This is a genomic window from Bythopirellula goksoeyrii (assembly GCF_008065115.1).
GTDB lineage: Bacteria > Planctomycetota > Planctomycetia > Pirellulales > Lacipirellulaceae > Bythopirellula > Bythopirellula goksoeyrii.
The window spans coordinates 5473839-5500124 of sequence record NZ_CP042913.1; the positions used below are offsets into that span (position 1 = coordinate 5473839).

Annotated in this window: 15 protein-coding genes and 1 pseudogene; 11 read left to right on the forward strand and 5 right to left on the reverse strand. The window is 53.8% G+C overall.

Going from position 1 to position 26286, the window contains the following annotated elements; all coding sequences use genetic code 11:
* Positions 1-130 precede the first annotated feature (130 nt).
* Positions 131-1072: a DUF1559 domain-containing protein gene (locus Pr1d_RS21665; protein ID WP_148076482.1), complete on the forward strand. Its 942-nt coding sequence runs from the start codon at positions 131-133 to the stop codon at positions 1070-1072.
* A 40-nt stretch (positions 1073-1112) separates the two neighbouring features.
* Here Pr1d_RS21665 and Pr1d_RS21670 read toward each other — a convergent pair whose 3' ends face one another.
* Positions 1113-1865, reverse strand: a complete 753-nt coding sequence (locus Pr1d_RS21670; RefSeq protein ID WP_148075480.1) for a phosphatase PAP2 family protein — start codon at positions 1863-1865, stop codon at positions 1113-1115.
* A gap of 141 nt (positions 1866-2006) precedes the next feature.
* Here Pr1d_RS21670 and Pr1d_RS21675 point away from each other — a divergent pair, with 141 nt between their 5' ends.
* Positions 2007-2333 carry a hypothetical protein gene (locus tag Pr1d_RS21675; RefSeq protein ID WP_148075481.1) on the forward strand — a complete coding sequence of 109 codons (327 nt, stop codon included), beginning with the start codon at positions 2007-2009 and terminating at the stop codon, positions 2331-2333.
* On the opposite strand, the gene Pr1d_RS21680 is transcribed toward Pr1d_RS21675, so the two are convergent.
* Positions 2310-3785, reverse strand: coding sequence for a TolC family protein (locus Pr1d_RS21680; protein WP_168205406.1), 1476 nt, complete (start codon positions 3783-3785; stop codon positions 2310-2312). The genes Pr1d_RS21675 and Pr1d_RS21680 overlap by 24 nt on opposite strands.
* Positions 3786-4534: 749 nt before the next feature.
* Between Pr1d_RS21680 and Pr1d_RS21685 the strand changes: the two are divergent.
* From Pr1d_RS21685 to Pr1d_RS21705, 5 genes and pseudogenes are all read left to right on the forward strand, one after another.
* Positions 4535-6139, forward strand: a pseudogene (locus Pr1d_RS21685) (efflux RND transporter periplasmic adaptor subunit); the annotation flags it as partial.
* Positions 6140-6179: 40 nt separating this feature from the next.
* Positions 6180-9695 carry an efflux RND transporter permease subunit gene (locus Pr1d_RS21690; protein WP_148075484.1) on the forward strand — a complete coding sequence of 1172 codons (3516 nt, stop codon included), beginning with the start codon at positions 6180-6182 and terminating at the stop codon, positions 9693-9695.
* Between the two features lie 39 nt (positions 9696-9734).
* On the forward strand, positions 9735-10622 hold the full coding sequence (locus Pr1d_RS21695) for a hypothetical protein (RefSeq protein ID WP_148075485.1): 888 nt from the start codon (positions 9735-9737) through the stop codon (positions 10620-10622).
* Between the two features lie 235 nt (positions 10623-10857).
* Positions 10858-12297 carry an outer membrane protein assembly factor BamB family protein gene (locus tag Pr1d_RS21700; RefSeq protein WP_148075486.1) on the forward strand — a complete coding sequence of 480 codons (1440 nt, stop codon included), beginning with the start codon at positions 10858-10860 and terminating at the stop codon, positions 12295-12297.
* 28 nt (positions 12298-12325) lie between these two features.
* Positions 12326-13045, forward strand: a complete 720-nt coding sequence (locus Pr1d_RS21705; protein ID WP_148075487.1) for a GNAT family N-acetyltransferase — start codon at positions 12326-12328, stop codon at positions 13043-13045.
* Between the two features lie 27 nt (positions 13046-13072).
* Here Pr1d_RS21705 and Pr1d_RS21710 read toward each other — a convergent pair whose 3' ends face one another.
* Positions 13073-13903, reverse strand: a complete 831-nt coding sequence (locus Pr1d_RS21710) for an ABC transporter ATP-binding protein (protein WP_148075488.1) — start codon at positions 13901-13903, stop codon at positions 13073-13075.
* A gap of 326 nt (positions 13904-14229) precedes the next feature.
* On the opposite strand from Pr1d_RS21710, the gene Pr1d_RS21715 reads away from it, so the two are divergent.
* The gene (locus Pr1d_RS21715) at positions 14230-15288 is read left to right on the forward strand and encodes a DUF1559 family PulG-like putative transporter (protein WP_148076483.1); all 1059 of its coding nucleotides are present in this window, start codon (positions 14230-14232) and stop codon (positions 15286-15288) included.
* A gap of 138 nt (positions 15289-15426) precedes the next feature.
* On the opposite strand, the gene Pr1d_RS21720 is transcribed toward Pr1d_RS21715, so the two are convergent.
* Entirely contained in the window at positions 15427-16725 is a 1299-nt protein-coding gene (locus Pr1d_RS21720) for an MFS transporter (RefSeq protein ID WP_210417802.1), read from the reverse strand.
* A 626-nt stretch (positions 16726-17351) separates the two neighbouring features.
* On the opposite strand from Pr1d_RS21720, the gene Pr1d_RS21725 reads away from it, so the two are divergent.
* The 3 genes from Pr1d_RS21725 to nirB all read left to right on the forward strand — a co-directional run bounded on the left by Pr1d_RS21725 (position 17352) and on the right by nirB (position 24413).
* Positions 17352-19055, forward strand: a complete 1704-nt coding sequence (locus tag Pr1d_RS21725; protein ID WP_148075490.1) for a DmsC/YnfH family molybdoenzyme membrane anchor subunit — start codon at positions 17352-17354, stop codon at positions 19053-19055.
* Positions 19052-21274 (forward strand): molybdopterin oxidoreductase family protein, encoded by a 2223-nt coding sequence (locus tag Pr1d_RS21730; RefSeq protein WP_148075491.1) that lies wholly within the window; start codon positions 19052-19054, stop codon positions 21272-21274. Before Pr1d_RS21725 ends, Pr1d_RS21730 begins: the two co-directional genes overlap by 4 nt.
* A gap of 106 nt (positions 21275-21380) precedes the next feature.
* Positions 21381-24413: a nitrite reductase large subunit NirB gene (nirB, locus tag Pr1d_RS21735; protein WP_148075492.1), complete on the forward strand. Its 3033-nt coding sequence runs from the start codon at positions 21381-21383 to the stop codon at positions 24411-24413.
* A 93-nt stretch (positions 24414-24506) separates the two neighbouring features.
* Here the strand turns inward: nirB and Pr1d_RS21740 are convergent, their stop codons facing one another.
* Positions 24507-26183, reverse strand: coding sequence for an alkaline phosphatase (locus tag Pr1d_RS21740; RefSeq protein WP_148075493.1), 1677 nt, complete (start codon positions 26181-26183; stop codon positions 24507-24509).
* Positions 26184-26286: the final 103 nt, after the last annotated feature.

The window sequence follows — 26286 nt, forward strand, 5'->3', positions numbered from 1 at the left end:
TTTGAATCTTGCGGACTCTTCATTGCCGCCCATTATAATAGAATTGTCATGACACCGCGTTTTCCTTGCAGAACCGATACTTAGATCCAGACATCGGTGCGACAAGGCACCAATTCCCTTAGGACTGGCAATGTCTAACAACCGTGCAAGCTTGTCTCGCGGATTTACTCTGGTGGAGTTGCTGGTTGCGATCTCGATCATTGGGGTCTTGGTAGGTCTCTTGCTACCCGCTATCCAGTCGGCACGTGAAGCAGCCCGCCGCGAAGGTTGCACCAACAATCTCAAGCAGCTTGGCCTCGCAATCCAAACCTACGAATCGAACCACCGCAAATTTCCCCCTGGTCGGGTGGGCTGCGATGATACGGGAGACCAGATCGCCATAACTGGCTGCCCACCCGGCTTGTCAGCGGAACAAAAGACGGCAGCCAGTGGTTTTGTCGTTCTGCTACCTCAACTCGAAATGCAGGCCCTCTACGATCGGCTAGCCATCGAAGTTGGTGGTCTTTGGAACCGCAATGTGGATGATCTCCATTGGTACGCCGACCAATCGAAGTGTCTTGCCATCAAAGAACAACCTACTTTTCACCATTGCCCAAGTGACACTTCTGCCCTACTCAGTGATGTCTACGCTCCAGTACTGGCCGCCACGGGAAGCTATGCCTTCGTCCAAGGCACGTTAGGACCGGGAAAACCACCTGAACAAGTTAAGTACGACAACGATGGCCCCTTTCTCTATGTCACCGCGCGCAAGCCAAGCCAAGTGACCGATGGGCTTTCCCAAACCATCTTTATTGGAGAAGTCATTCTGGCCGACACCTGGGAATCTTCCAACACCTGGACCTATGCACTTTCTAATGCCGATTGCCTGAGAACCACTTCGAATCGACTCAACACAACGCCGGGAGACGGCTACGTCTACGATCGCCAAAACGGGGCTTTTGGCAGCCAACATCCTGAGGGTGCCTTATTCACGTTCGGCGACGGCCATGTCGAGTTTGTTTCTGAGACTATCGAAAAAGAGATTTATCGATCACTCTCTACGATTTCAGGCGGTGAACTTGTAGAGAGGTGATCGGAGCGATCCAGGCCCATCCGCTACTTGGAAGCACCCTCTATTTTCCGGCAATGTCTTCGCTCGTCTGCTGATCGCTTTCCACCTGATGACGCCGTTGCAACCAGCGGGCAACCAGCCAGCACAAAAGTGCCCAGACCAAACCGGCAATCCAACCCGCCAACACGTCTGAAGGGTAATGCACACCCAAATAAACCAGACTGATTCCTACTATTAGCGAGAGTAGCACTGCTATCGCAAGCACATAAATCTTTAGGCTATTGCGTGGTACGCTCGCAGCCAATAGTGAGCCAAGTGTCAAATAGACCACGGCAGACAACATGGAATGCCCACTCGGAAAGCTGCTCGTAGCGACATGCGAGAGATGCGGCACGATATCTGGGCGTGGCCGACTGATGACATGCTTCAAAACAAGACTCATCAGCACGCCACTGCCGGTAGCTGCCAGCAGAAATGCCAGCATGAGGAACTTGCGGTCCAGCCAAAGGTATCCCGCCACGATAAGAATAAAAATCGTCAAAGCCCCCACGCCACCTAGCGCGGTCGCATCACGGCCCATCTCCTGCACCCAGGGGGGACCAATCTGCGTAGCAGGATCGTCAGTTTTCCGCATGGCGCGCACCATCCAAGTGTCGAATGCTTGCGTGTCTCCCTCGAGCACTTCTCCAGCGATCTCGATAAAAGCCCAAGTTCCAGCAGCGAGGGCAAGCAACAGGAGAAGCACGACCGGTTCACGCCCCCCTATCCATCCCACCAGATGCCGCAGTGGCTTTCGAAAATTAATGATCACCATAACCCTCATCAACAATGAATGATCTCAAGGTGCGCTCTACCCGGGAGACAGTCAACTGCTTCCCCTTGCTCCAAGTTCGTGCCTCTTTTAATATAGCCGCTTGCGGCTTAGCCAAAATCTAGCGAGCACAAAACAATGTGGATGACCCTAATCCGAGGAGTGATCGCAGGCGTCGTGGTCATCGGCGTCACCGAGCTATCGCGCAAGTTTCCCCGCGCAGGTGCCCTGCTGCTGACGCTCCCTTTGGTCAGCATCCTCGCCTTCGTGATGGCGTGGACCAAGTATCAAGACCTCCCGACAGTCTCGCGCCTGGCCAAAGAAACACTCATCCTGGTCCCGCTAGGATTGCCGTTCTTCATCCCGCTCGCCTTTGCCGAGAAATTGAACCTCGGTTTCTGGCCCGCTTTCGGCCTGGGCACACTGCTGGCATCGATCACGATAGGATTATGGTTTTGGCTGGGTCCGTGAAGAATCATCAACGATCACTTCGCAACCCACAGCACGGTGCAATTGAGCCATTGTACCAGCGAGAGTTGCCTGGACACGCACCACTTGCAGCTCGAACATCAATACTTCAGTGAATCCACTGGCAACTTCTCCAAAGTCAACCTGGCGACCGCGATATTCAGCCGAGGCGAGTTGTAAGGCGCGCTTGGCACGCGGTAAAATTCTCTGATTATAAAGCCGTACTTGTTCGTCGGCCGCAAAGGCCTGCTCACTCAAACGGCGAATCTGGCGAAAGGCATCGTCCCGTGCGTCATTAAAATCGCGACTCGAAGCTGCCACCTCAGCCGAGGCCTCGCGAATAGCGGCGTCAATTCGATCTCGCCAGATTGGCAGCGTGATTCCCACCACGAAGTTAACATTGTCGTGACCATTGGCGACCGGCGAGAGGGCAGCAGTTTCGGTCATCGTCTGCCAACCAGCGCCCAATACCAAGTCAGGATATTTTCCCAGACAAGCCAGTTCTTGCTTCTGCCGATTCCGTGAGACGGCCCACCGAAGCTCTCGTAGTCGTGGACTACACTGCTGGGCTGCGGCAAAAAGCGCATCGAGTCGTTCGGGGACTTGAGTGATATCAATCTCTGCGGTCGGCTCGATGCCCATCATTTCAGGCTGCTGCACCAGTGCCGCAAGATCGGCCTGAGCAAGTGCCTTTTGACGGTGAAGCTCGATAATACGATTGTCCAGGTTGTCGACTTGTAATTGAGCACGGAGAATATCTTGCTGACTGCCACCAGCAGCATTTCGAGCTTCGGCAAGCTTCACCAACTCCGCAGCGATTTGAAGATTGTCTTTAGTTATCTCGATGGCACGGTCGGAAAACCACAACTCGTAGTACGCGAGCCGCACCATTTCTTCGACTTCTAACTCCGTTTGCGCAAGTTTAGCGGCAGCGATTCGCATTTCGCGCTCTGCAATGGCACCTTTCGTCCATCGCTTTTCGGGCCAAGGGTATTTCTGGGCGAGAGAAAGTGTATTGCCGGCGCGGCCGGCGGCAGTTTGCAAGGCCTGGTCAGATATTGGATAGAAGTTATTCGAGAGCAATGGATCTTCAAGCGACTGGGCTTGCGGCACGCGATTCGAGGCAGCAACAACTCTTGCCCGGGCAGCCCGAACTCGCGGATGGGAGGAGACAGCGATTCCTATAAAATACTCGACGGATTGACCTTCACCGGAATTGAGCTCATCTGGGATCGGAATAGCGATGGATTCAGGAACTGGAAGTGGTTTTAATTCGTCATCACTTAAATTTGTCGATTCATACTGAGCGAGCGTTATTGCGCTCTCGCTGGAAGGGGAAGCATTGGCGACAGGGTCCGACTTGGCCGGCACCAGCTGGCAACCGAGAAAGCCGACCAGCAGTCCAACCACCAAGAGAAGTTTGCTCGCCGCTTTTGCCTGAATAATTGATCTCACTGGACGCACGATCCCCCTCACCGCCCAGTGCCGGGTACTGAGCTGGGAATAGACCCATCTTGTAATGGTTGGCTGTGCCAACGATAATACCCCTAGGTGGTATCTCCTTTTTCCCATCGACCTTTCCTCGTGATCAAATCCCGATCAATCCGAATCGCCGTCAATCTCTGCGTGACCGTTGCGCTCTTGCTACCCGGCAACAGTTTTGGCAATTCGCTCACTTCTCCATGTGAATTGAATGCTAGCAGTGAAGCTAAGTGCAAAGGCTGTGGCCATTGCTCGGTGAGCTCTCCAGGCCAACGGTGCGGGTGCTGCTGCAAGAAAAAGGACACATCCCACCAAGAGAGTGGCTGCCAGAGTTCATCTCGTTCATTGGCCGCCAAGAAAACCGACTCAGGTTCCAGTCAGGGCGTCTGTTTATGCAAGGCTGATAAACAGCCTGCGTTTCCTGCATCCCAATTTCGATCGATCTTCGAGCAAATCATCCAGCTGCGGCACTTCGCGTCAACTAGCCTCTCTGCGTCAGCAGCAGATGCTATGCATGCTTGTACGATGGAACGGCATTGTGTTCCCACGTCTCTACTGCCGCGGGACTCTCAGCGGCTGCTCTGCGTCTGGCGCATCTGATGTCCTGCGCCCCCGGTGCGCGCACTCCTGACTTCTGCTAGCAGTTTGTGAAAGTGCGCGGCTGGTCTGCCTCTTGCGTTGTGCTCCGCACTTTCTGTCTAACACTCGTTCGAATCTCTTGTATGGAAAAACCCGTCAAAACAACGTCGGCTATTAATCGCCTGTGGCTCTTGCGAGTCGGGCTGCAATCGCTGGCATTGCTGGCAACGCTGCTGGTCGGCATCGTGCTGATCGGCATTGCCCAGCGAGTCGGCTGGATAGGAGCTGCCACTAGTGATTCAGTCGCTCCCGGAGGGTCTACTGCTACGGCGACTGAGTATACTTGCCCGATGCATCCAGAGATCCGCCAGGACTCACCCGGTAAATGCCCAATTTGTGGAATGACCCTTGTGCTAGTGACGGCATCCTCATCAACTGCTGAGCGAAGTCATTCAGAAGCCCTCTCCGATACGAATGCAGACGATGCACAGTACATCTGCCCCATGATGTGTACACCGCCCCATAGCCAGCCGGGTAAATGCCCTGTGTGTGCGATGGAGCTAGTGAAAGCCAATACTGGAGGAGGTGGCGGCGAGAGGTCGGTGGCGATCGACTCCTATGCACGTCGCATTCTTGGTATCCGCACGGCCACGGCTCATTCGGGTGAAGTTTTTCGCACGATCCGCACCATCGGTGAAATTGCTTACGACGAAGAGCGGGTCGCCACCATTGCTGCCTATGTCGATGGCCGACTCGAAGAAATGTTTGCCGAGTACGTTGGGGTGCAGGTCGCCAAGGGAGACAATCTTGCCGTGCTTTACAGTCCACAGCTTTATTCTGCTCAAGTGGAATATCTGACCAGCCGCCAAACGCCCGCTCTGAATTCACTCACGGGTGATACTGATCGACTGAGTGAAGTGGCGGAAGACAATCTCTCCGAATTCGGGATGTCTCAGACACAGATTGAGGCGCTCCGCTCTACTGGAAAAGCGCAGAAACGACTGCCGATAGCCTCGCCTATTGGTGGGACGGTAATCGAGAAGCATAAGATTGAGGGTGACTACGTTAAGACAGGTGAACCCATCTATCGGGTAGCCGACCTCACGACCGTCTGGTTGATGCTCGAACTTTATCCCAACGATGCCGCAGCACTTCGCTTCGGTCAGCAGGTAGAAGCCGAGGTCCAGTCACTTCCCGGTGAAGTATACACCGGTCGCATCGCATTCATCGACCCGATGGTCGACTCAACAACTCGCACAGTCAACGTGCGTGTCGAAATGACGAACTTCGACGGTCGCCTGAAACCCGGAGACTACGCTACTGCGACAATCCGTGTGCCGGCCATTACCCGCGATAAAGTCTATGACCCGGCTCTGGCAGGAAAATGGATCAGCCCGATGCATCCGCAGATTATCCGTAGCGAGCCTGGTCAATGTCCTATTTGTGATATGGCTCTGGTCCCGACCAGCGAATTGGGATACGTCGACCAACCTCTACCCGATCAAGAAGTTATCAGCGTACCCAGAAATGCTGTTCTTATGGCAGGAGACAATTCGGTCGTTTACGTTGAAACCGAACCAGGAGTGTTTGAAATTCGAGAGGTGACACTCGGTGCACTAACCGATACACAAGCCGTAATTCTGGATGGAATCAAAAATGGCGAAACTGTGGCTACCGATGGCAACTTCCTCATCGACTCGCAGATGCAATTAGGAGGCAAGCCATCGCTATTCGATCCGGGAAGAAGCAACAAGAAGGATGCCTCGTCGCCAAAGCCGGAGTCAAAGCATGCTCACTAAGTTGGTGCAGTTTTGTGTGAAAGAAGCCGCTTTGGTTGTGCTGCTGGCGATAGGGCTTGGCATCTACGGTTGGTATTGCTTTCAAAGCGTACCGATAGACGCCATTCCCAACATCGGCGAAAACCAAGTCATCGTCTTAACTCCCTGGCCAGGTCGGTCGCCTAAGGATATCGAGGACCAGGTCACTTATCCACTGAGTGTGTCGCTACTCGCCGTTCCCGGTGCTGAAAGCGTACGTGGTAAGAGCATGTTTGGCTACTCATTCGTGCAGGTCACGTTCAAGGATAACGTCGATTTCTATTGGGCTCGGAGCAGAGTTTCTGAGCAACTTGGCTCGGCGTCAGAGCAGTTGCCGGAGGGAGTGACACCGCAACTCGGCCCGGATGCTACAGGACTCGGTCAGATTTTTTACTACGTCCTAGTCCCTCCGGATGAGGGCAAGAATTTGGCCGAATTGCGTTCCATTCAAGACTTCGTCGTTAAGTATGAATTGCAAGCCGTCGAGGGGGTCAGCGAAGTTGCCTCGATTGGCGGCTACGTTCGGCAATATCAGATTGAAGTGGACCCCGATAAACTGCGGTTCCACAACCTACCACTCGACCAGGTAATGAAGGCAGTCAAGGGTTCTAATGTAGATGTCGGAGCGAAGACAATTGAATCCACCGGCATGGAATTCATTGTCCGCGGCAAGGGTTTTCTGGGAAGCGGTGGAGACACAACCAAGGCAATTCGCGACATCGAAGAGACGGTCATCAGCGAAAGCGAAGGCGTACCCCTGCGGATCAAAGACATAGCCCGGGTTCAACTCGGCCCCGATTTCCGCCGTGGTGCCATTGACTACAATGGTGCCGAGGCAGTCGGCGGCGTTGTTGTGATGCGGTATGGAGAAAACCCGCGCGCTGTTATCGACCGCATCAAAGAACGCATCCAGGAAATCACTCCCTCGCTCGACGGTGTGACAATCAAAGCGGTTTACGACCGTACGGGTCTGATCGATGAGACCGTCGGCACACTTACGGCAGCACTCAGAGAAGAAATCGTCATCACTGCGGTCGTGATCTTACTATTTCTCCTGCATATCCGTAGCAGTTTTATCGTGGCGGCCACGCTCCCCATGGCAGTACTCTTATCGTTTGTTGCCATGAAGACGTTCGATGTCGACGCCAATATCATGTCGCTCGCTGGGATCGCCATCGCGATTGGCACAATGGTAGATATGGGGATCATTGTTTCTGAGAACATTTATCAGCATTTGGCTGATTGGGAAAAAGAGGGAGCACCAGGGGGCAATGAGCGGAGAAGCACACTAATTGCAGAAGCTGCTGCAGAAGTTGCCCCCGCTGTGGTCACAGCCGTTTCGACTACCATCGTCAGCTTCTTGCCAGTGTTCTTTCTCACAGGTCGAGATTTCAAACTTTTCAGCCCACTGGCGTGGACGAAGACATTCGCTATCACTTCTGCACTGGTCGTAGCAATCACGCTCGTACCCGCCCTTTGTCGCTTGATGCTTCGTAGTGCGAATTGGCCTGGCAAGTTGAGCGCGCTTTCTACTATTCTCGGTGGAGTATTTGCCGGAATACTCACGTTCTTTCTCTGGGCGGATTCGATTCAGTCCATCTACCGTGTATCTCCATTGCTTTCTACTCTCACATCAGTATTACTCGGCGCGGTCGCTGGTTGGCTTTTCTCCCGCGAGAGAGTGCGTCCTATCGAAGATAGCTTCATAAGTCGCTCAATTGTGCGAGCCTATGTCCCCACATTGAGTCTCTTCTTGCGCCACAAGGTCGCTTTCCTGTTGTTGCCATTTTCCATTGTCATCGTTGGACTCGGTGGATGGTTCGGGTTGTCAACCGTATTGAAACCTGCCGAGCGATTTGTCGAAATGCTTGGCATGAAACCGAATGACTTACCCGGCTATGTCCACGTGAAACACACATTCACGGGACTAGAAACGGACGACTGGATTGCACTGGACGAAGGAAGCTGGTTCTACATGCCAACACTCTATCCAGCAGCCAGTTTTAGCCAAGCCATGCAGGTCTTGCAGGCGCAGGATGTTTTGATTCATCAGATACCTGAGGTGCAGGATGTGCTTGGTAAAATTGGCCGCGTCGAATCGGCACTCGACCCCGCACCAGCGGCAATGGTCGAAACCTATGTGATGCTCAAGCCGCGCGACGAGTGGCGCGAAGGGGTTACCCAACGCGATGTGTGGGACGAAATCAATGCCGTTGCCACCCTACCGGGAGTAACCCCCGCCAGTCCCCTCCAACCAATCGAAGGTCGCGTCGTCATGCTGCAAAGTGGCATCAAGGCCCCGATGGCAATACGTATTTACGGCGACAAACTGAGTGAACTGGCCGATGCAGCTCTTTCGGTCGCTGCACATCTTAAGGAATCACCCTATGTCAATGCAGCGACCGTGAATCCTGACATTGTGCTGGGCAAACCATACGTTGAGTTCACCGTAAACCGCGAAGCGGCCGCTCGCTATGGCATGACTGTGCAAATGGTAAATGAGGTGGTCGAAACTGCACTCGGCGGTATGAATCTGATTAAGACGGTCGAAGGTCGCGAGCGCTATCCAGTTCGTCTTCGCTATAGGCGCGACTTGCGAGAGCGGATCGATCAACTAGCTCGACTCCCCATCGTAACGCACAGCGGAGCCGTTGTGCCGCTTGAAGAACTGACTAACTTAGAGACTACATGGGGCCCTGGCGCAATCAACAGCGAAAACGCTCGACTAGTGGCCCATGTGGCTTTCGCCTCTAGCGGTGTGACTGGCGATCTGGAATCTGTCTCAGCAATTGAGAAATCACTCCGCGAGTCACAAGCATTGCCTGCAGATGATCCCCAGCAATTGGATCTTCCTGCTGGCTACTCACTCGAAGCTGTGGGGAGTTTTACCAATCAAATCGAAGCGAATCGTCGACTCTTGTGGCTCGTACCGCTAGTGGTACTGATCAATCTGCTGATTATTTATTTGCAGTTCCGCCACTGGCCGATCACTCTGGCGGTGTTCACAGGAATTCCTGTATCGTTCGCCGGTGGGATGATATTGCTTGCCATCTATGGCACGGAGATGAACACCGCTGTTTGGGTCGGCTTCATCGCCCTATTTGGCATTGCGGTCGACGATGGGGTGGTGATCGCCACGTATTTGGATCAAGTCTTCACTCGATTGAAGTTAAAAAGCGTAGAGGACATTCGCTACGCCACCATCGAAGCCGGTAAGCGACGGATTCGACCTTGCCTGATGACCACAGCCACGACAGTGCTGGCACTATTACCAATACTCATGTCAGCAGGCCGCGGAGCGGACGTAGCACGCGCAATGGCCATTCCGGTATTTGGTGGGATGGTGACAGAGCTCATCACGCTATTCGTAGTTCCTGTTGTCTTTTGTGGCTACAAAGAATTCAAAATGCGAATGGGTCTAGCCGACCGACACTGGGAAGGAATCGAATCCGCGGGAACATCTTCAGATCTATTACCAGCCACTTGATTTGAGAGCTTTTTGCTTTTTTAAGAAAGGATGTTTGAAATGATATTTCGAAATTTAGCTATGATAGTAGCCGTCTTGGTGATCACACTGCCCAAAGCAATCGCTCAAAGCGATCAAGGTGCTCAGGCGGTGCACAAGTCTACTCAAACGGCTACGTCCACAAAGGGCTCACACGGGGGCATGCTGCAAAAGGTTGATACACGACAAATAGAAACAGTTATCGAAGCAGGTGAGTTGAGGGTATTTGTCTACGACCAGCAAGGCAAACCAATTGATCTAACCACGGCAAGAGGACTTGCGACATTGCAAAAACAGGGCAGCTCAAAAAAGTATCGCTACGATTTGTTTCCCGATATACTTAAGGACAAGTCTGCAACATCTCTAACCGCAACAGCAGATCTTACTCAATATACTGGCCAACAAGTTGAACTTTCCATTCAATTAGACGGCCTGCAGGAACAATCGCGTCGTCCGCTGACATTCAAATCTGACGTACTCGTTCCCATGACCGAAGCACGGCAGATTGCAGCAGCTATCGAGGCTCAAGGGGTATGCCCCGTGAGCGGAGGCCAGCTTGGTTCGATGGGTAGTCCAATAGCGGTCACAATTGGCGACCAAACGGTTTATGTTTGCTGCGTGGGCTGTGTTGACGCAGTGAAAGAGAATCCTGAAAAATACCTGACACCCAAACCACCCTTTGCTATCTCTCCCATAACCGATGAGGATACAACTGCAATTGCTGACCAAGAGCTCTGTCCCGTTATGGACGAGCCACTTGGCGGAATGGGAGTACCCTATAAGACCGTGGTCGAAGGACGGGTGGTATATCTCTGTTGTCCCGGTTGTGCCAAGAAGTTACATGCCAACGCCGCGCTCTACCTTGGCAAGCTAGCAGACCAAGGGGTCATTCCCCCGCTCGCTCGTTAATCGTGAGGCAGGTATGCAGCCTGTCACTAGGATTCGGCAATGTGACAGCCTATAGACTTTCTGATCGGCATCACAGCTGCTTTCCCTCATCCGAAGAATGCCGCATGTGCTTTACAGTGGATCGAATTCCTGTGATATTCGGAAGTGCAATGAAGTCTCGCTCAACGTACGAGACCAATTCAATTACCTGGGAGTGTTCCGTTTATCGACAACATCAACGAAGAAGGACTATGACATGAAGGGTTCAATCTCGCTGGCAGCTGTTCTGTTGTTCACGAATGTCGGCTTGGCAGCCGAGCAAGCACTTGTATGGCCTCAATTTCGTGGGCCGAATGGTTCGGGCATCGCCGACGAGCAAAAACCGCCCATCGATATCGGGCCCGAGAAAAATGTGAAGTGGAAGGTCGACGTGCCAAGCGGGCTTTCGTCTCCCATAGTCGCGGGTGACAAGCTCATTTTGACTGCCTTTGAAGATGACAAGCTCTACACAATCGCCTTCAGTCGCGCGGACGGCAGCGAAGCTTGGCGTGCCGAAGCGCCAGCGAAAGAAATTGAACCGTATTACAAGGAAGCAGGCAGCCCGGCCGCTTCCACCTGCGCGACCGACGGCGAGCGGATCGTCTCCTACTTCGGTTCCTGTGGGTTGTTTTGCTATAATCTGGCGGGTAAAGAACTCTGGAGATATGAAATGCCGGCGGCGACGGTCGCTGGAAATTTTGGCAGCGGCGTGTCGCCCATTCTCTCTGACGGCAAAGTGATCCTCGTTCGTGATGAAATGAGCGATGCAAAGATCATCGCACTCGACGCCGAATCAGGAGACCTCCTCTGGGAGAAACCAAGGAAATCAGCTGCCTCGTACTGCTCGCCTGTCGTCTGGGACACTCCCCAGGGAAAACAGGTCGCGGCAGCTGGCCATGGGCGGATGGTCGGCTACGACATGAAGTCCGGCACCGAAAAATGGTTCGTGGTCGGCCTCCCCTCGGGATGCTGCCCTTCGCCGGTGACGGCCGAAGGAAAGTTGTTCTTTGCCGGTTGGTCGCCGGGTGGACCGGACGACAAGGAATTCCAGATGCCTCCCTTCGATGGCTTGTTAGCGCATATGGATAAGGACGAGAACGGATCCCTTTCGCGAGAAGAGGTTGAGAACACGGAGATGGCAAGTTTCTTCGACGTGCAGGATGAAAACAATGACAACAAGATCACTCGAGACGAGTGGGACGCGATGCTCAAGTTCATGGCCGAGGGAAAGAACATCGCCTTCGCACTCAAGCCTGGGGGAACTGGAGATGTGACGAAATCTGAAATGATTTGGGAAGCCAACAAAGGCCTGCCTTACATTCCATCGGCCATCGTCTACCGTGAGCAGTATGTCATGATCAAAGATGGCGGAATCGTCACCGCCTATGATGCTGAGTCTGGCGACCAGCTTTACATGAAACGTGCTGCCGCATCGGGGACTTATTATGCTTCGCCGGTTGCCGCTAATGGGAACATCTATATTACTTCTCTCGACGAAGGGATCGTAACTGTCCTGAAAGCTGGCACTGAGAGTCCAGAGGTGGTCGTCGAAAATCCTGCCCTCGGTGAGAAGGTCTCGGCCACCCCCGCGATCGCGGATGACACACTCTACATTCGAACTGCGGAGCACTTGTATGCATTTGCGGAAGACGAGTAAAAGCTTCTTCCCGCGAATCGGTAGCCAAATGGATCAACCTGTCGGATTCTCAATCGCTGATTGGACGCCCCCTCCGCATCCGTCACATGAAGTGCTCGAAGGCAGATTCTGTCGACTGGAACCGCTCAATATTGATCGCCATGCCGAGGAACTTCACACGGCTAATGCGCTCGATGTGGAGGGGCACAGTTGGACCTATTTGCCGTATGGTCCTTTTACTTCATTGGCCGATTATCGAACGTGGCTCGCAGACTGTTGCCTGTCAACGGATCCTCAGTTTTACTCGATCGTTCATCATGCTTCCGGACAAGCTGCAGGAGTGGCGAGCTATCTGCGAATCTTTCCCAGCAGTGGATCGATCGAAGTCGGTCACATTCATTACTCGAACTCATTAATGAAAACAATTGCCGGCACCGAGGCAATGGTTTTGATGATGATGAAGGCATTCGAACTCGGCTATCGGCGATACGAATGGAAATGCGATGCGCTCAACTTAGGTTCTCGCGCTGCTGCCGAGCGCCTTGGGTTATCTTTTGAAGGCGTATTCCGCCAAGCAGCGGTCTACAAAGGAAGGAATCGCGACACCGCTTGGTATGCTGCTACGGATCGGGATTGGCCAGCGCTGAAGTGTGCATTTGAAGAATGGCTCGATCCTGCAAATTTCGACAGTGCTGGCCGTCAACGAATGAGTCTCTCACAGTTGACACGTCCTCTACTCTTTCGCAGCGACTTTGATCGGAGAGTTTAAATACTTCAGCAACTGACCTACGTTTTGTCACGTAGCTTTTCCACCCGATAGTAGCCCTTCCCATATCTCCGGCGTAACCGACCAGGTCCAACGCTCTCCAATTCGAGAAACTTCGACCGCACAACCAAACGCCTTGCTCACAGGTTCATTGGTGAGCAGCTCGTTGGGACTTCCACTCCCGACAATCTTGCCTTCGCGCATCAGTAGCACATCGGTTGCAGTAGGAAGCACTTCCTCGATATGGTGAGTGACCACTAGCAAGGTCATGTCGGGTCTCGCCGAGTGCATTTTCCACACGGTGGCGAGCAAGGTTTCTCGCGAGAGTAGATCCAACCCAGCACACGCTTCGTCCAGGATCAACATCTCTGGGCGGCCAACCATCGCCCGGGCGAGCAAGATTCGTCGCTGTTCGCCCGTCGAGAGGGTTTGGAAGTTTTGGTTGTCTTTCTCAAACAACCCCACCTCATGCATCGCTTTTCGTGCGATCTCAACTTGCGTCCTAGTAGGCCTATCAAAGTAAATCGTCAAGGTTCCAAAAAACCCTGTCAGCACAACATCCAAGGCAGTCATGTTAGCATCTAAGAGCGCCACGGCACTCGGATCGACAATTCCCAGCCGTCTTCTTAGCGAATGAACGTCGACGCTTCCGAGTTCACAGCCGAGCGTGGCCACACTTCCTTCAGAGGGCCACAGGTATCCGGTAATGAGCCTGAGCAGCGTCGTCTTTCCACAGCCATTGGGCCCGAGAATCACTGCCATCGCTCCGCGATTAATGCTCCAGTTCACATCGCGCAGTATTTCTACTTTCGTCGTGCGGAACGACACGTCCTTGAATTCGATCGCCTTATCTTGACTCATAGGTCTCTCAATTGCTTAGTCGCCTGGACAATCCTCGATGAATGCATTCTATCGACGATAGCATGCTGGCAAGAGGGGCTTCGTCCTGGATCGCAGCCCAAGGGAGGCCGGAAACAAAGCACGGCCCTCAACTCCCGGTGCGCTGCCAGCCTCAAAGGAAACTCACCCCCGCCGATGATCCAGAAAGGGACTTGCGTTTGCTTGCGAAAGAAGAGGACAATCAGGGTATGCCAGAGAGTGATTCCGAAAGGTAATCCTGAAGGCCGGAACGAGTTCCCCTGCTGGACCTCACTCCACTCGTATCGACCTGCAATAAGGAGTATGTCATGCGCCGTCCAACCGCTTTTACACTCGTTGAACTCTTGGTCGTGATTGCAATTATTGCCCTCTTGCTGCAACTCTTAATGCCAGCTGTCCAAGCCTCGCGAGAAGCGGCGAGACGACACCAGTGTGCCAATCAACTTCGTCAATTGGCGATTGCTACTCAGTTGCATCTGGATACGCACAAGTTTTTCCCCAGTGGGGGATGGTCGGCAGGTTATATTGCCGACCCGCACCGCGGCTATGGAAAGTCGCAGCCCGGCGGCTGGCCGTTTAGTCTACTGGAGTTTATGGAAGAGGTGAATCTCCGCTCGACGACGGACCGACTCGAGGATACTCCTTTGGGTCCAGGCCTGGTGCGACTCTATCAGAGCGCACCGTCCATTTTTTACTGCCCCAGTCGCCGATCGGCTCAAGCCTATCCCATAAAGCGCACAGGTAACGGAGAGTGGAGCTTGAATGTGGCCCAGGGTGTCCTGCAACTGCCAGGGGTAACCAAAATCGACTACGCGGCAAACAGCGGCGATGCCAGGTATCACGCTGGGGTATCTTTCTCTCACGAACCCGAGATGTGGATCCCTTCCAGCTACGCCGCTTTGAATGGCAGCGAACCCCAGTGGTCCAACACCGAAGACCCGAACTCACCCTTATGGCAGACGGGCATTTCTTACTACCGTAGCGAAGTCTACCTAGCCCAGGTGGAGGATGGATTAAGCCGCACCTATCTCTACGGTGAAAAATACCTGGCGCCAAATCTCTACGTAGATGTGAACATTACCAACGGTGTCGACCACATGGGGGACAACCAATCGGCCTGGGCAGGCTACGAGTGGGACAACCATCGCGTCGCTTGGAACCCGAACACGGCTTGGCCAGAAAAGAGCTATCAGCCTAGTCAAGATGGAACGGGAAGCAACTTCTCGAACATTTTCGCCTTCGGCAGCGCCCACCCAAAATCTCTCAACATGAGTTACTGCGATGGCTCGGTCCGCACGGTGAGTTACGACATCGACCGCGACGTGCATCGCTTTCAAGCCAACCGGTTGGATGGCCAAGTGTATTGAGGTGCAACGCCCTCTCCGTAGCGACTGTCAGCAGTTTGCCAGTCAACGTGAGAATCAAGTTTTCCAAATTGGCGTCGCTGCAATCGCATCGCAGAGCAATTATCAAATCAAGAAATCAGTCGCTTAGGCGTTCTTGACTCAGGCATTGAATACCGGTTCCAACTCTCCAACCGGTTCGGGGCGGGTGGTGCGAGGAAGACACTTCACAGCGTCATTGTATTCTTCTCTGGCGGCTGACTCTGCGACTTCATCAAATTGTACCGCGAATGCCAAGAACGCGACTGTCGTAACTAATCCCCCCAAGATCAACAGTGCGGTCGGCCATTCTAGCGAGCCCTTGAACAGGAATCCTGCGGCGACAGCACCTGCGTTGCCGCCGGCACCGACGATGCCTGCGACTGCCCCAAGTGCTTTCTTATTGACGAAAGGAACCACCGAGAAGGTGGCCCCTTCACTCATCTGCACAAACAGGCTAAACACGACCAGTGCCGGCAAGGCAACTGCAAGTGCGGTCATCTGAGAGAAAAACATCAGGGCAATCCCTTCGCAAAAGAGCGCGAAGAACAGCCAAGTCACACGACCTCGCAATCCCCATTTCGATCCGAACAGATCGCCCGACGCACCACCCAAGGTCCGCGCAAAGAGATTCATCAGACCAAACGAAGCTGCCATCATGCCGGCTGTTGCCAGTCCGAGATCAAAGTAATCGATAAAGTAGAGAGCAGCGATGTTGTTGAGCGTCAACTCAATGCCAAAACAGGCACCGTAGATTACGAATAGGGCCCAGACCCGGTGGTCACGGCAAGCAGCCCAAAATTCGCCGTTGGCTTTCTTCGTCGAAGGAAGTTTGCCAGCTGCTCGTAACTCTTTGAAGCTCCCTTCGGGAGTGTCCTGGGTAAAGCAGTAGTAGGCAATTCCCGTGAGGCAACAGACAACTCCTGCCACGACCATCGACAATCGCCAACCCATGGCGCTGCTGAAACCCATCGTAGTGACAAACAGCCCAAACAGAAGCGGCATGACGAACTGGGTAACTCCTCCTCCCAGATTGCCCCAACCGGCCGACGTTGCGTTTGCCGTGCCAACGATATTCGGGGCAAACATGACCGAGGTATGATATTGCGTGATGACGAACGACGCACCGATGACTCCAATCAAGAGCCGAAAAATCAGAAATGTTTGAAAATCATGGGCCAGACCAATCCCCATGACTGGTAACGAACCCAAAACTAGAAGCCACGTGTAAGCCAAACGTGGTCCGATTCGATCACACAACCAGCCGATGGCCAGCCGTGCAAAGATCGTAATCGTCACCGAAGCGATGATCGACCAACCCACCTGCTCCTTGGTGAGCGATAACTCTTCACGCACCACGGCCATGAGAGGTGCGATCCCAAACCAGGCGAAGAAGCAGAGGAAGAACGCAAACCAGGACATATGAAACGCCCTGATTTGCGGCATGTTGAGATTAAAGAAATTGCTCCACAATGAGGTGGTTTTGTTCTTGATATCCATTCAGGTACTCAATTGTTCTCGACGCGCGCAGGTTCACCACAAACGCTATTGCGCTCAGGATTGACGAACGATCAAAGATGGCAGACCTAGCTAAGCAAGGTCTGTGACGGCGGTTCGGTGGGTATCGTTGGTAGCTAGTTACACAACTCTCTTAGAGGGTTTGAAAAATCGGATTCCGCCTATGAATCGTTAAAAAGCAAATGCCATGCCGAGACCCCCATTGGTCGACCGAACAATCTATCTCAACACGAGATGAGAAGGTATTTCTCGCAGAGGCGCAGAGGCACGGAGAAATCCAACTACTGCTCTACTCTTTTGCGCCTCTGCGAAAGGTCAATTCACAGTAGCAACATTAGTGCGCACACTTTGCCCAGATGGCGGGCATTTCCAATGTAACTTGCTTCACATAGAGTCGATTCTCCCGGCGAAAATACTGACTGAAACGCAACGCAGTGTGCAAATGGCGCGCAACTTGCTCACAGCTAGATCAGTGGGCGGTGCGCCCCCATTTTGCACTTAGTTGAACTTAAATATGAAAAGCACTTTGAATGGCGGCTGTCGCAGAATCTCCCACCTCGCGTACCAATGGATTTTTGGTCAACGCTCTGTTGGACGAACAGCAACGTACGACGGTTGTCGAGCGTTTCTCTCAGCGTCACTCTACCGCTACCGAGCCGCTCCTTGCTGGGCACTATCAAGATCTTATTCCCCTGTCGAAGCCGAAACCTGGGGAACAATACGCCTTCGAGGTTGACCTCGATGCCTGCTCAGGCTGCAAAGCCTGTGTGGTTGCCTGTCATAACCTCAATGGCTTGGACGAATCCGAACAATGGCGCAAAGTAGGATTGTTGCACGGCGGCAGCGAGCAACTCCCCGTTTTGCAGCACATCACCACGGCTTGCCACCATTGTGTCGATCCCGCCTGTCTTTCCGGCTGCCCCGTCATGGCCTACGACAAGGATCCGGAAACGGGAATCGTCCGCCACTTGGACGATCAATGCATTGGCTGCCAGTATTGCATCTTCATGTGTCCCTACGATGTGCCGCACTACAACCCCGGGCGAGGCATCGTCCGCAAGTGTGACATGTGTCACGACCGCCTGGCTGTCGGCGAAGCGCCCGCCTGCGTACAGTCGTGTCCCAACGGAGCCATTCGGATTCGCACAGTTTCTACCGAGTCCGTAATTGCTGAGAGCGAATCCAATCAATTCTTGCCAACGGCGCCCGAACCTGGGATTACCCTCCCCACAACGTCCTACAAATCAAGTAAACCGTTGCCCCGCAACCTACTTCCTGCCGACTACTATTCTGCCAATCGGCAACATAGTCATTTGGCGCTGGTATTCATGTTGGTTCTGACACAACTCTCGGTGGGCGCCTTTATCGTTGGACAAGTGCTCGTTTCCGGCCCGTGGGCAGATCAACTCATGCTGACGGCGATTCGCCCGGCTTATGCGATTGCGGGACTAGTCGTCGGTCTCCTAGGCATGAATGCCGCGGTGTTTCACTTGGGCCGCCCCTTGTATGCATTTCGCGCTTTGCTAGGTTTACGTACTTCTTGGCTAAGCCGCGAAATTCTTGCCTTCGGTGTGTTCGCCGCTGCTGCGCTCGCATACGCCGCCGCGGTTTGGTTTGCGGGAGATCACCCCGGTCTGGTTCCCTGGGCCGATCGCTTAGGACTGGCAACCGCCATCACCGGAGCGGTTGGGGTCCTGTGCTCGGTAATGATCTATGTCAAAACGCAGCGGCCATTCTGGACTGGCTCGCGTACCGGCAGCAAATTCCTGCTGACCTGCCTCGTATTGGGGCTGCCAATCGCGTTATTAGTCTCGTTGGTCGCTTGTGTCTGGAACCAGCAGCTTACCGCCCACTCGATCATGCAAAACTATGGCCAGTCCCTGTGCAAGGCGCTCATGATAGTGGTTGCCATGAAGCTCCTTTTCGAGACAGCAGTCTTAGCTCGATTAAAACAACGCCAGTTCACTCCCCTCAAACGCACGGCCCTCCTGCTCACGGGTGAACTGAGCATGACCAATATGCTGCGGTATTTCTTTGGCATCATGGGGGGGTTGCTTCTGCCGCTGGTCTTGCTCTCCCACAAGGCGACCACCGTGGGAGAGGGTGCCTATCAACCTCTCTTCATGGGGTTCATAGTTATCCTGATTGCAGGGTTACTTTTGATCGGCGAACTGCTCGAACGCTACCTGTTTTTCGCCGCTTCGGTCGCACCAAAAATGCCGGGGGCACCATGATCACCACATCACCCACGGCTGGCAACTCCTTACTACGTCAGTGGCAAGGCCCTTTGACCGAAGAGCTACTACGCGCACCAGGAAACTTCGGCCTCGGTCAGGTCCCTTCCTCCAAGCAGCCCGATGCGACCACGACGATGGTTTGTGGGTATTGTTCCACGGGCTGTGGCCTGAACATCCATCTCAAAAATGGCGAGGCAGTTAATCTCACACCAACGGTCGACTACAGCGTCAATGCAGGGATGGCCTGCCCCAAGGGTTGGGAGGCACTCTCTGTGCTCGACTGCCCAGACCGCGGCACGATGCCACTCCTGCGAGACGACCAAGGTCGCCGTGTGCCGGTGAAATGGGATATAGCGGTGCGCGCATTTTGCGATTCTTTTAAGAAGATCCAAGAACGCCACGGTAAACACTCCGTCGCATTTCTCAGCACGGGGCAGATACCCACTGAAGAAATGGCCTACCTGGGTAGCCTCGCCAAGTTCGGCATGGGCATGCTCCATGGCGATGGAAACACGCGCCAGTGTATGGCCACCTCGGTTGTCGCCTATAAGCAAGCCTTCGGATTCGACGCACCGCCTTACACCTATCAGGATTTCGAAGAGTCAGATGTTATCGTCCTGGTGGGGTCGAACCTCTGCATCGCCCATCCGATCATGTGGCAGCGCGTCTGCCGCAATCCGCACGAGCCTGAGATCATTGTCCTCGATCCTCGTACCACTGAAACCGCCGCTGCTGCCACGCAGCACCTGGCACTCAAACCGAAGTCCGATCTTGCCCTACTGTATGGCCTGGCTCACATTCTCATTGCTGAAGGTTGGATAAATGACAAATTCATTAGCCAGCACACCGAGGGCTATGTCGATTTCCGCCGTCATGTAGAAAGTTTCACTCCTGAATATGTCGAACAAGTCAGCGGCATCTCAAAGGAACGCCTCCATTACGCTGCCCGCACAATTCACAGAGGCAAGCGAGTGAGCTTCTGGTGGACCATGGGTGTCAACCAAAGTTACCAGGGGGTCCGCACAGCCCAGGCAATCATCAATCTGGCGCTAATCACCGGCAACATCGGTCGCCCCGGCACAGGTGCCAACTCGATCACCGGCCAATGCAATGCCATGGGTTCGCGGCTGTTCAGCAATACGACCAACTTGCTCGGAGGCCATGACTACCAGAATGCAGCCCATCGCCAGAAAGTGGCTGGCGTACTCGACATCGACGAGAGTCACATACCCACGGAGAACAGTTGGGCCTACGACCGGATCATCGAAGGAATACTGCGTGATGAGATCAAGGGTCTATGGGTTATTTGCACTAACCCTGTTCATTCATGGATCAACCAGAACACCTGTCGGGAGATTCTCGAACGACTCGATTATCTCGTCGTGCAGGACATGTATCACTCGACTGAAACGGCTCTTGAAGCCGATCTGTATATCCCAGCGGCTGGCTGGGGTGAAAAGGAAGGGACGTTCATCAACTCAGAACGTCGAATCGGAGTTATCAAGAAGGTAGCGAAAGCGCCAGGGCAGGCGCTCTCCGATTTTTCCATCTTTCGACTCGTCTCACACTACTGGGGCTGCGAAGAAATGTTCTCACGCTGGCAGCAGCCCGAAGATGTCTTCCAGACCATGAAGGAGCTTTCTCGGGATCAACCGTGCGATATCACCGGCATCGAAGATTACCGCATGCTCGATGACCGTGGTGGCATTCAATGGCCTTATCCCGAGGGCTGTCAAGACGAGCAAAGCGAGCGGCGCTTGTTCGCTGACGGCCAGTTCTACCATCCCGATGGTCGTGCCAAAATGCTCTTCGAAGACCCCAGCGAAATGCCAGAACCACCCAATCCCCGCTATCCCTATCTGCTGCTAACGGGCCGAGGAAGCGCATCGCAATGGCATACTCAGACACGCACTTCCAAGTCCAGTGTTCTGCGAGGGCTCTATCCACTTTCACCCTACGTCGAGATCAATCCCCAAGATGCCCGCAACGAAGAGATACGCCCTGATTCCCTGGTTACAATCACTTCGCAGCGTGGAAGCATCCAAGCCAAAGCCTTCGTAACTCCCACAATTCAAGCTGGTCAGGTCTTTATTCCCATGCACTACGAAACAACCAACCAACTTACCCACGCCCATTTTGACCCCTATTCCCGGCAACCTTCTTATAAGAACTGCGCCGTAAGAATATCCCCGGCTCATGTACCCGTGATCGGCTAGTTATCTGTCATCCCGAGGTACTCCGAGGGATCTGGCCAGATTTCTCGGAGTATCTCGAAATGACAAACAAACGACACTCTTAACAGAAAACTCTCACTCAAAAACCATGAACACTTCCCCACAAACAGTCGTCGTCATTGGCAATGGTATGGTCGGTCACCGGTTTGTCGAGAAACTGGTCGAGTTTGATACTCTCGAACAATACAAGATCGTCACATTCTGCGAAGAGCCACGCGCTGCCTACGACCGCGTCGGTCTGACTTCGTTCTTTGCCCACCGCGATGCCGAGCAACTCATGCTCGCCCGACTGGATTGGTATCGAGAAAATGGTGTCGAATTGCACATTGGCGATCGGGCCTGCACAATCGATCGCGATAAAAAGCTCGTGCGATCTGAGGCTGGCGTAGAAATTACCTACGACCACATCGTAATGGCGACGGGCTCGTATCCCTTCGTGCCTCCTGTTGAAGGCTTCAAACTCCGTGGCGTGTTCGTGTATCGCACGATTGAAGATCTGGAGCGGATTATCGAATTCGGCAAGAAGTCCAAGCGTTGCGCCGTCATCGGCGGCGGACTACTGGGCTTGGAAGCAGCCAAAGCCGCTTATGACTTGGGACTAGAAACCCACGTAATCGAGTTTGCCCCGCGACTCATGCCACGGCAGATCGACGATCATGGCTCACAGATTCTCGTCAAACGCATCGAAGAAATGGGAGTCCGTGTCCACCTGAACAAGGGCACCAAAGTGGTCCTCGGCAACGGCCAAGTTGAGAAAATGGTATTCAACAACGACGAGGAGTTGGATGTCGACATGATTATCGTCTCCTGCGGAGTCCGTCCTCGCGATGACCTGGCTCGCGAAAGCGGACTGGAATTGGGGGAACGCGGAGGGGTTCTGGTGAACGATGCTTTGCAGACTTCCGATCCCGATATCTATGCCGTTGGAGAAGTCGCCCAACACAGTGGCATGGTCTATGGCTTGGTCGCACCTGGCTACGAAATGGCCGAAATCCTGGCGATGAATCTCACCGGGAGTGAAGCTCGGTTCACAGGTGCTGATCTCTCGACCAAGCTAAAACTCATGGGCGTCGATGTCGCCAGCTTCGGCCAAAACGAACTCCCCGCGGATCAGGCGACCCCTTTGGTGTACGAAGACCCCATCGGCGGTGTCTACAAGAAGTTACTGTTTGATCCGGCAGGTAAGAATCTGCTGGGTGGCATCCTGGTGGGCGATGCCTCCGATTATGGCACTCTGTCGATCCTCGCCAAGAGTGGTGATCCACTCCCCTGTCAGCCGGGTGATCTGCTAGGAGGTTCTGGCGGTGGTGCAGCGGCAGCGCTCGGTGGAGCGGATGCCATGTCCGACGATGCCCAAATCTGCTCCTGCAATAATGTTACCAAAGGTGCCATTTGCGCAGCCATCACCGAAGGAGGTCTCACTTCACTCACAGACCTGAAATCCTGTACCAAAGCCGGCACCGGTTGCGGAGGATGTATGCCACTGGTTGCCGATGTCTTCAAAGCGCAACTAGAAAAGTCCGGAGTCGAGGTAAACAACAACCTCTGTGAACACTTTGCTTATTCACGACAGGAACTCTTTGGCATCGTCAAAGTCAAAGAAATCAAGACCTTCGCAGAACTAATCACGTCCTACGGCAGCGGCAACGGCTGTGAGATTTGCAAACCGGCCGTTGGGTCGATTCTTGCTTCCCTTTGGAACGACACGATCATCAATGCCGATCACCAAACCCTCCAAGACACGAACGACCGCTTCCTGGCTAACATGCAGCGCGGGGGGCTGTATTCGGTCGTACCTCGAGTTCCCGGCGGCGAGATCACGCCTGACAAGTTGATTGTTATCGGCAACGTCGCTAAGAAGTATGGCCTCTACACAAAAATCACTGGTGGACAACGCATAGATCTCTTCGGTGCACAGCTCCACCAACTCCCCGACATCTGGGAAGAGCTGATCGATGCAGGGTTCGAGAGCGGCCACGCCTACGGTAAGGCCGTGCGAACCGTCAAGAGTTGCGTTGGTACCTCCTGGTGCCGCTACGGAGTTCAAGACAGCGTCCGCTTTGCGATTGAGGTGGAAAAGCGCTACCGCGGAATTCGAGCACCTCACAAAATCAAGTTCGCCGTTTCCGGCTGCGTCCGCGAGTGTGCTGAGGCCCAGTGCAAAGACGTCGGCCTCATTGCCACTGAGAATGGCTACAACCTCTATGTCTGCGGCAACGGCGGTGCAAAACCACGTCACGCTGATCTATTTGCCACCGACATTGATGAACAGACCGCCCTCAAATATATCGACCGCTTTCTGATGTACTACATCTACACTGCCGACAAACTTATGCGTACTGCTACATGGGTCGAGCAACTCGACGGCGGTCTCGACCACGTCAAGGATGTCGTGATTCACGACAAGCTTGGCCTTTGTGACGAACTAGAAGAGCGGATGCAACATCTGGTTGATACGTATCAATGTGAATGGAAAGCTGTCGTCGATGACCCCGAAAAACGCAAACTCTATCGCCAGTTCATCAATACCGAGGAACATGAGCGAGACATCGAGTTCGTCGACGAGCGAGGTCAGCAACGCCCCGTCTATTGGCCCAAGGATGGCGATCTCGTGCAGATTCAATCGTCTCCAGTAAAGCACGAAGCCAACGGCACATCCAAGCGACCTCCCGCACCCAAGCCGGAGTGGATCGAAGTGGGCAACGTCGCCGACTTTCCCCGCGACGGCGGCGCCGCCATCAAATATGGCGACGTGCAAATCGCCGTGTTCAACTTCAGCAGCCGCGGCGAGTGGTACGCCTGCCAAAACATGTGCCCCCACAAGAATGCCTTCGTACTTTCCAGAGGCATCCTCGGTAGTGTGGGTGAAGAACCCAAAGTCGCTTGCCCCTTGCACAAGAAACCATTCTCCCTCAAGAGCGGAGAGAGCCTCTCCGGCGAAGATTTCTCGGTAAAGGTGTTCCCTATCAAAGTCGAAGCAGGGAAGGTCCTGGTCGAATTGCCACCCAAACAGCAACTCGATGCCCTGCTGGCGACCCGCCTCCACATCATCGGCGAAGAACTGGATGCTTGCTCGGCATGTACTGGCCACAAAGAGGAAGAAATCACCCAAAGCGTGTGACCCCGTTTAGCCGTACCCCGAAGGGAAACGAGTTTCAGCTCCACCGCCAGTCCGCCATTCCGCTAGTCCGCCACAGCGTCGCCCGCCGCTCGGCTACTTCGTCTCGCTTGCCGTTGGAATCAAGCTCTCTGGCTGGTCCAGAAAGAGATAGTGCCCATGGTCTGCCGTGACGATGACGACAGACTCCTGCCAATTGCTGTTTTGCTCGACCCAATGGGTGACGGTTCTCACAGCCTCGTCGCCACTGAAGACGGCCCCAATAGAATTGTCGAGGTTGTCATCGTGATTGGCCCAATCAACGTCGCCTGCTTCGACCATCAACCAGAAACCCTTCGGGTTTGTTGAAAGCACGGTAATTGCCGCTTGCGTCATTTCAGCAAGAGTGGGATTCTCGTCCAGGTCGGCGGGCGAATAGCATTCGGCCTCGGCTATACCAGGGGCACACTGATAGTCGCCGTTTGCAGTGGCAAAGGGAAGATGCCCTTTGTGGGCGCCGTAGAATCCAAGCAGCCGTTTGTTTGTGGTAGCGGCCTGCTCAGCAGCCGCCTGGAGAGCGTCGCTACCATTGACCCCTGCGGTCCGCTCGGATATTAGATATTTTCCTTCATTCTGGCTATCAATCGCCTCCAGGTCGGCGTCGGTCAGATAGATACTGCCAGGCTCGAAATTAGAGCCTTGTGGACGATTTGTCTTAGCAGTCACTCCGTAGCCACCGCCGATCAAGACATCCAATCCCGGCAATGGCTGATCGGGATGCGCTACCGAGGGAAGGCCGAGAAGGTCCCGTGTTAGATCTTGATAGTCATTCCTTGAAACATTGTGAGCATAAGCAGCAGCCGGAGTAGCATGGCTGATCGGGACACTGCTGACGGCACCCACAGAATAACCATCAAGCTGCGCCTGAAAGGCGACCGTAGGCAGCTTGTGCCCTGTCGGGTCGATGTTGATCGAGCCATTGAAGGTTTTGATACCGGTACACATACTCGTCGCGGAACTTGCGGAATCGGTGTAGGCATGGCGGACAATATCCTCGTCGTTTTCGGTGATCGCATAGCTGCTATCACTCCCTGGAGTCCAAGGGTTCGGACCACCGCGTTCGACATTGTATCCTCCTCCCAATGTGCCATTCGGGTTCTTGACTGTTTGTAGATCGACGTCGACCTCCGTGCCTGTGTTATGGGGACTCGTTACCATGTAGCCGAATTGGCTAGTCCCGTCGGCAGAGACGTCTTGAAAATGAAGCCCCCGCCCGCGGCCGGAATCATAGCCAATGCGGCAGGACTTGTAGATCGCGGCAGCACGGGTAGTTTCCCAATCCATGCCATCAAAGATGATCAGAAAAAGATACTTCCGCCCCGCAGCGAGAGCCGCTTGCTGCAACCTAGCGATGTCCGTCTGATCGCAGTACTCGGCAGCGGGATTGAGCGTCTCGATGGGTTCACCGTCATAGAGTTTCTTGAGTCGAGTCGAATCGCGATAAACACTATTCTTGCCCAGGTAGCTATTGAGATCGATTCCGGGTCCCGCACCAGCAGTTCCAAAGGTGTAGATGGGAATCAAGCGATTCGAATGTGTGGCCCAACCCTTGTAATTTTCTGTATCAACACCCCAGTGGGCAACGACAGATCGCTTCGAGAGAATCGCGCCTGACTGCAGGTCATGGATAACATCCTTGGGTTTCTCACTCTCTTCAAACTCCACAGCACTGCAATGGTCACAACCAGCAAACAAGACGCCCACAAGGACAGACCAGCGTACACAACTTTTCATTCTGCAAATTTTCCCAGCAATCCTACGAAACTCTTACATATTTCTACTACGTTCTGTACGCCTGCCGAATCGTTCTCAATGTATTGTACTCCCCCATACTTAT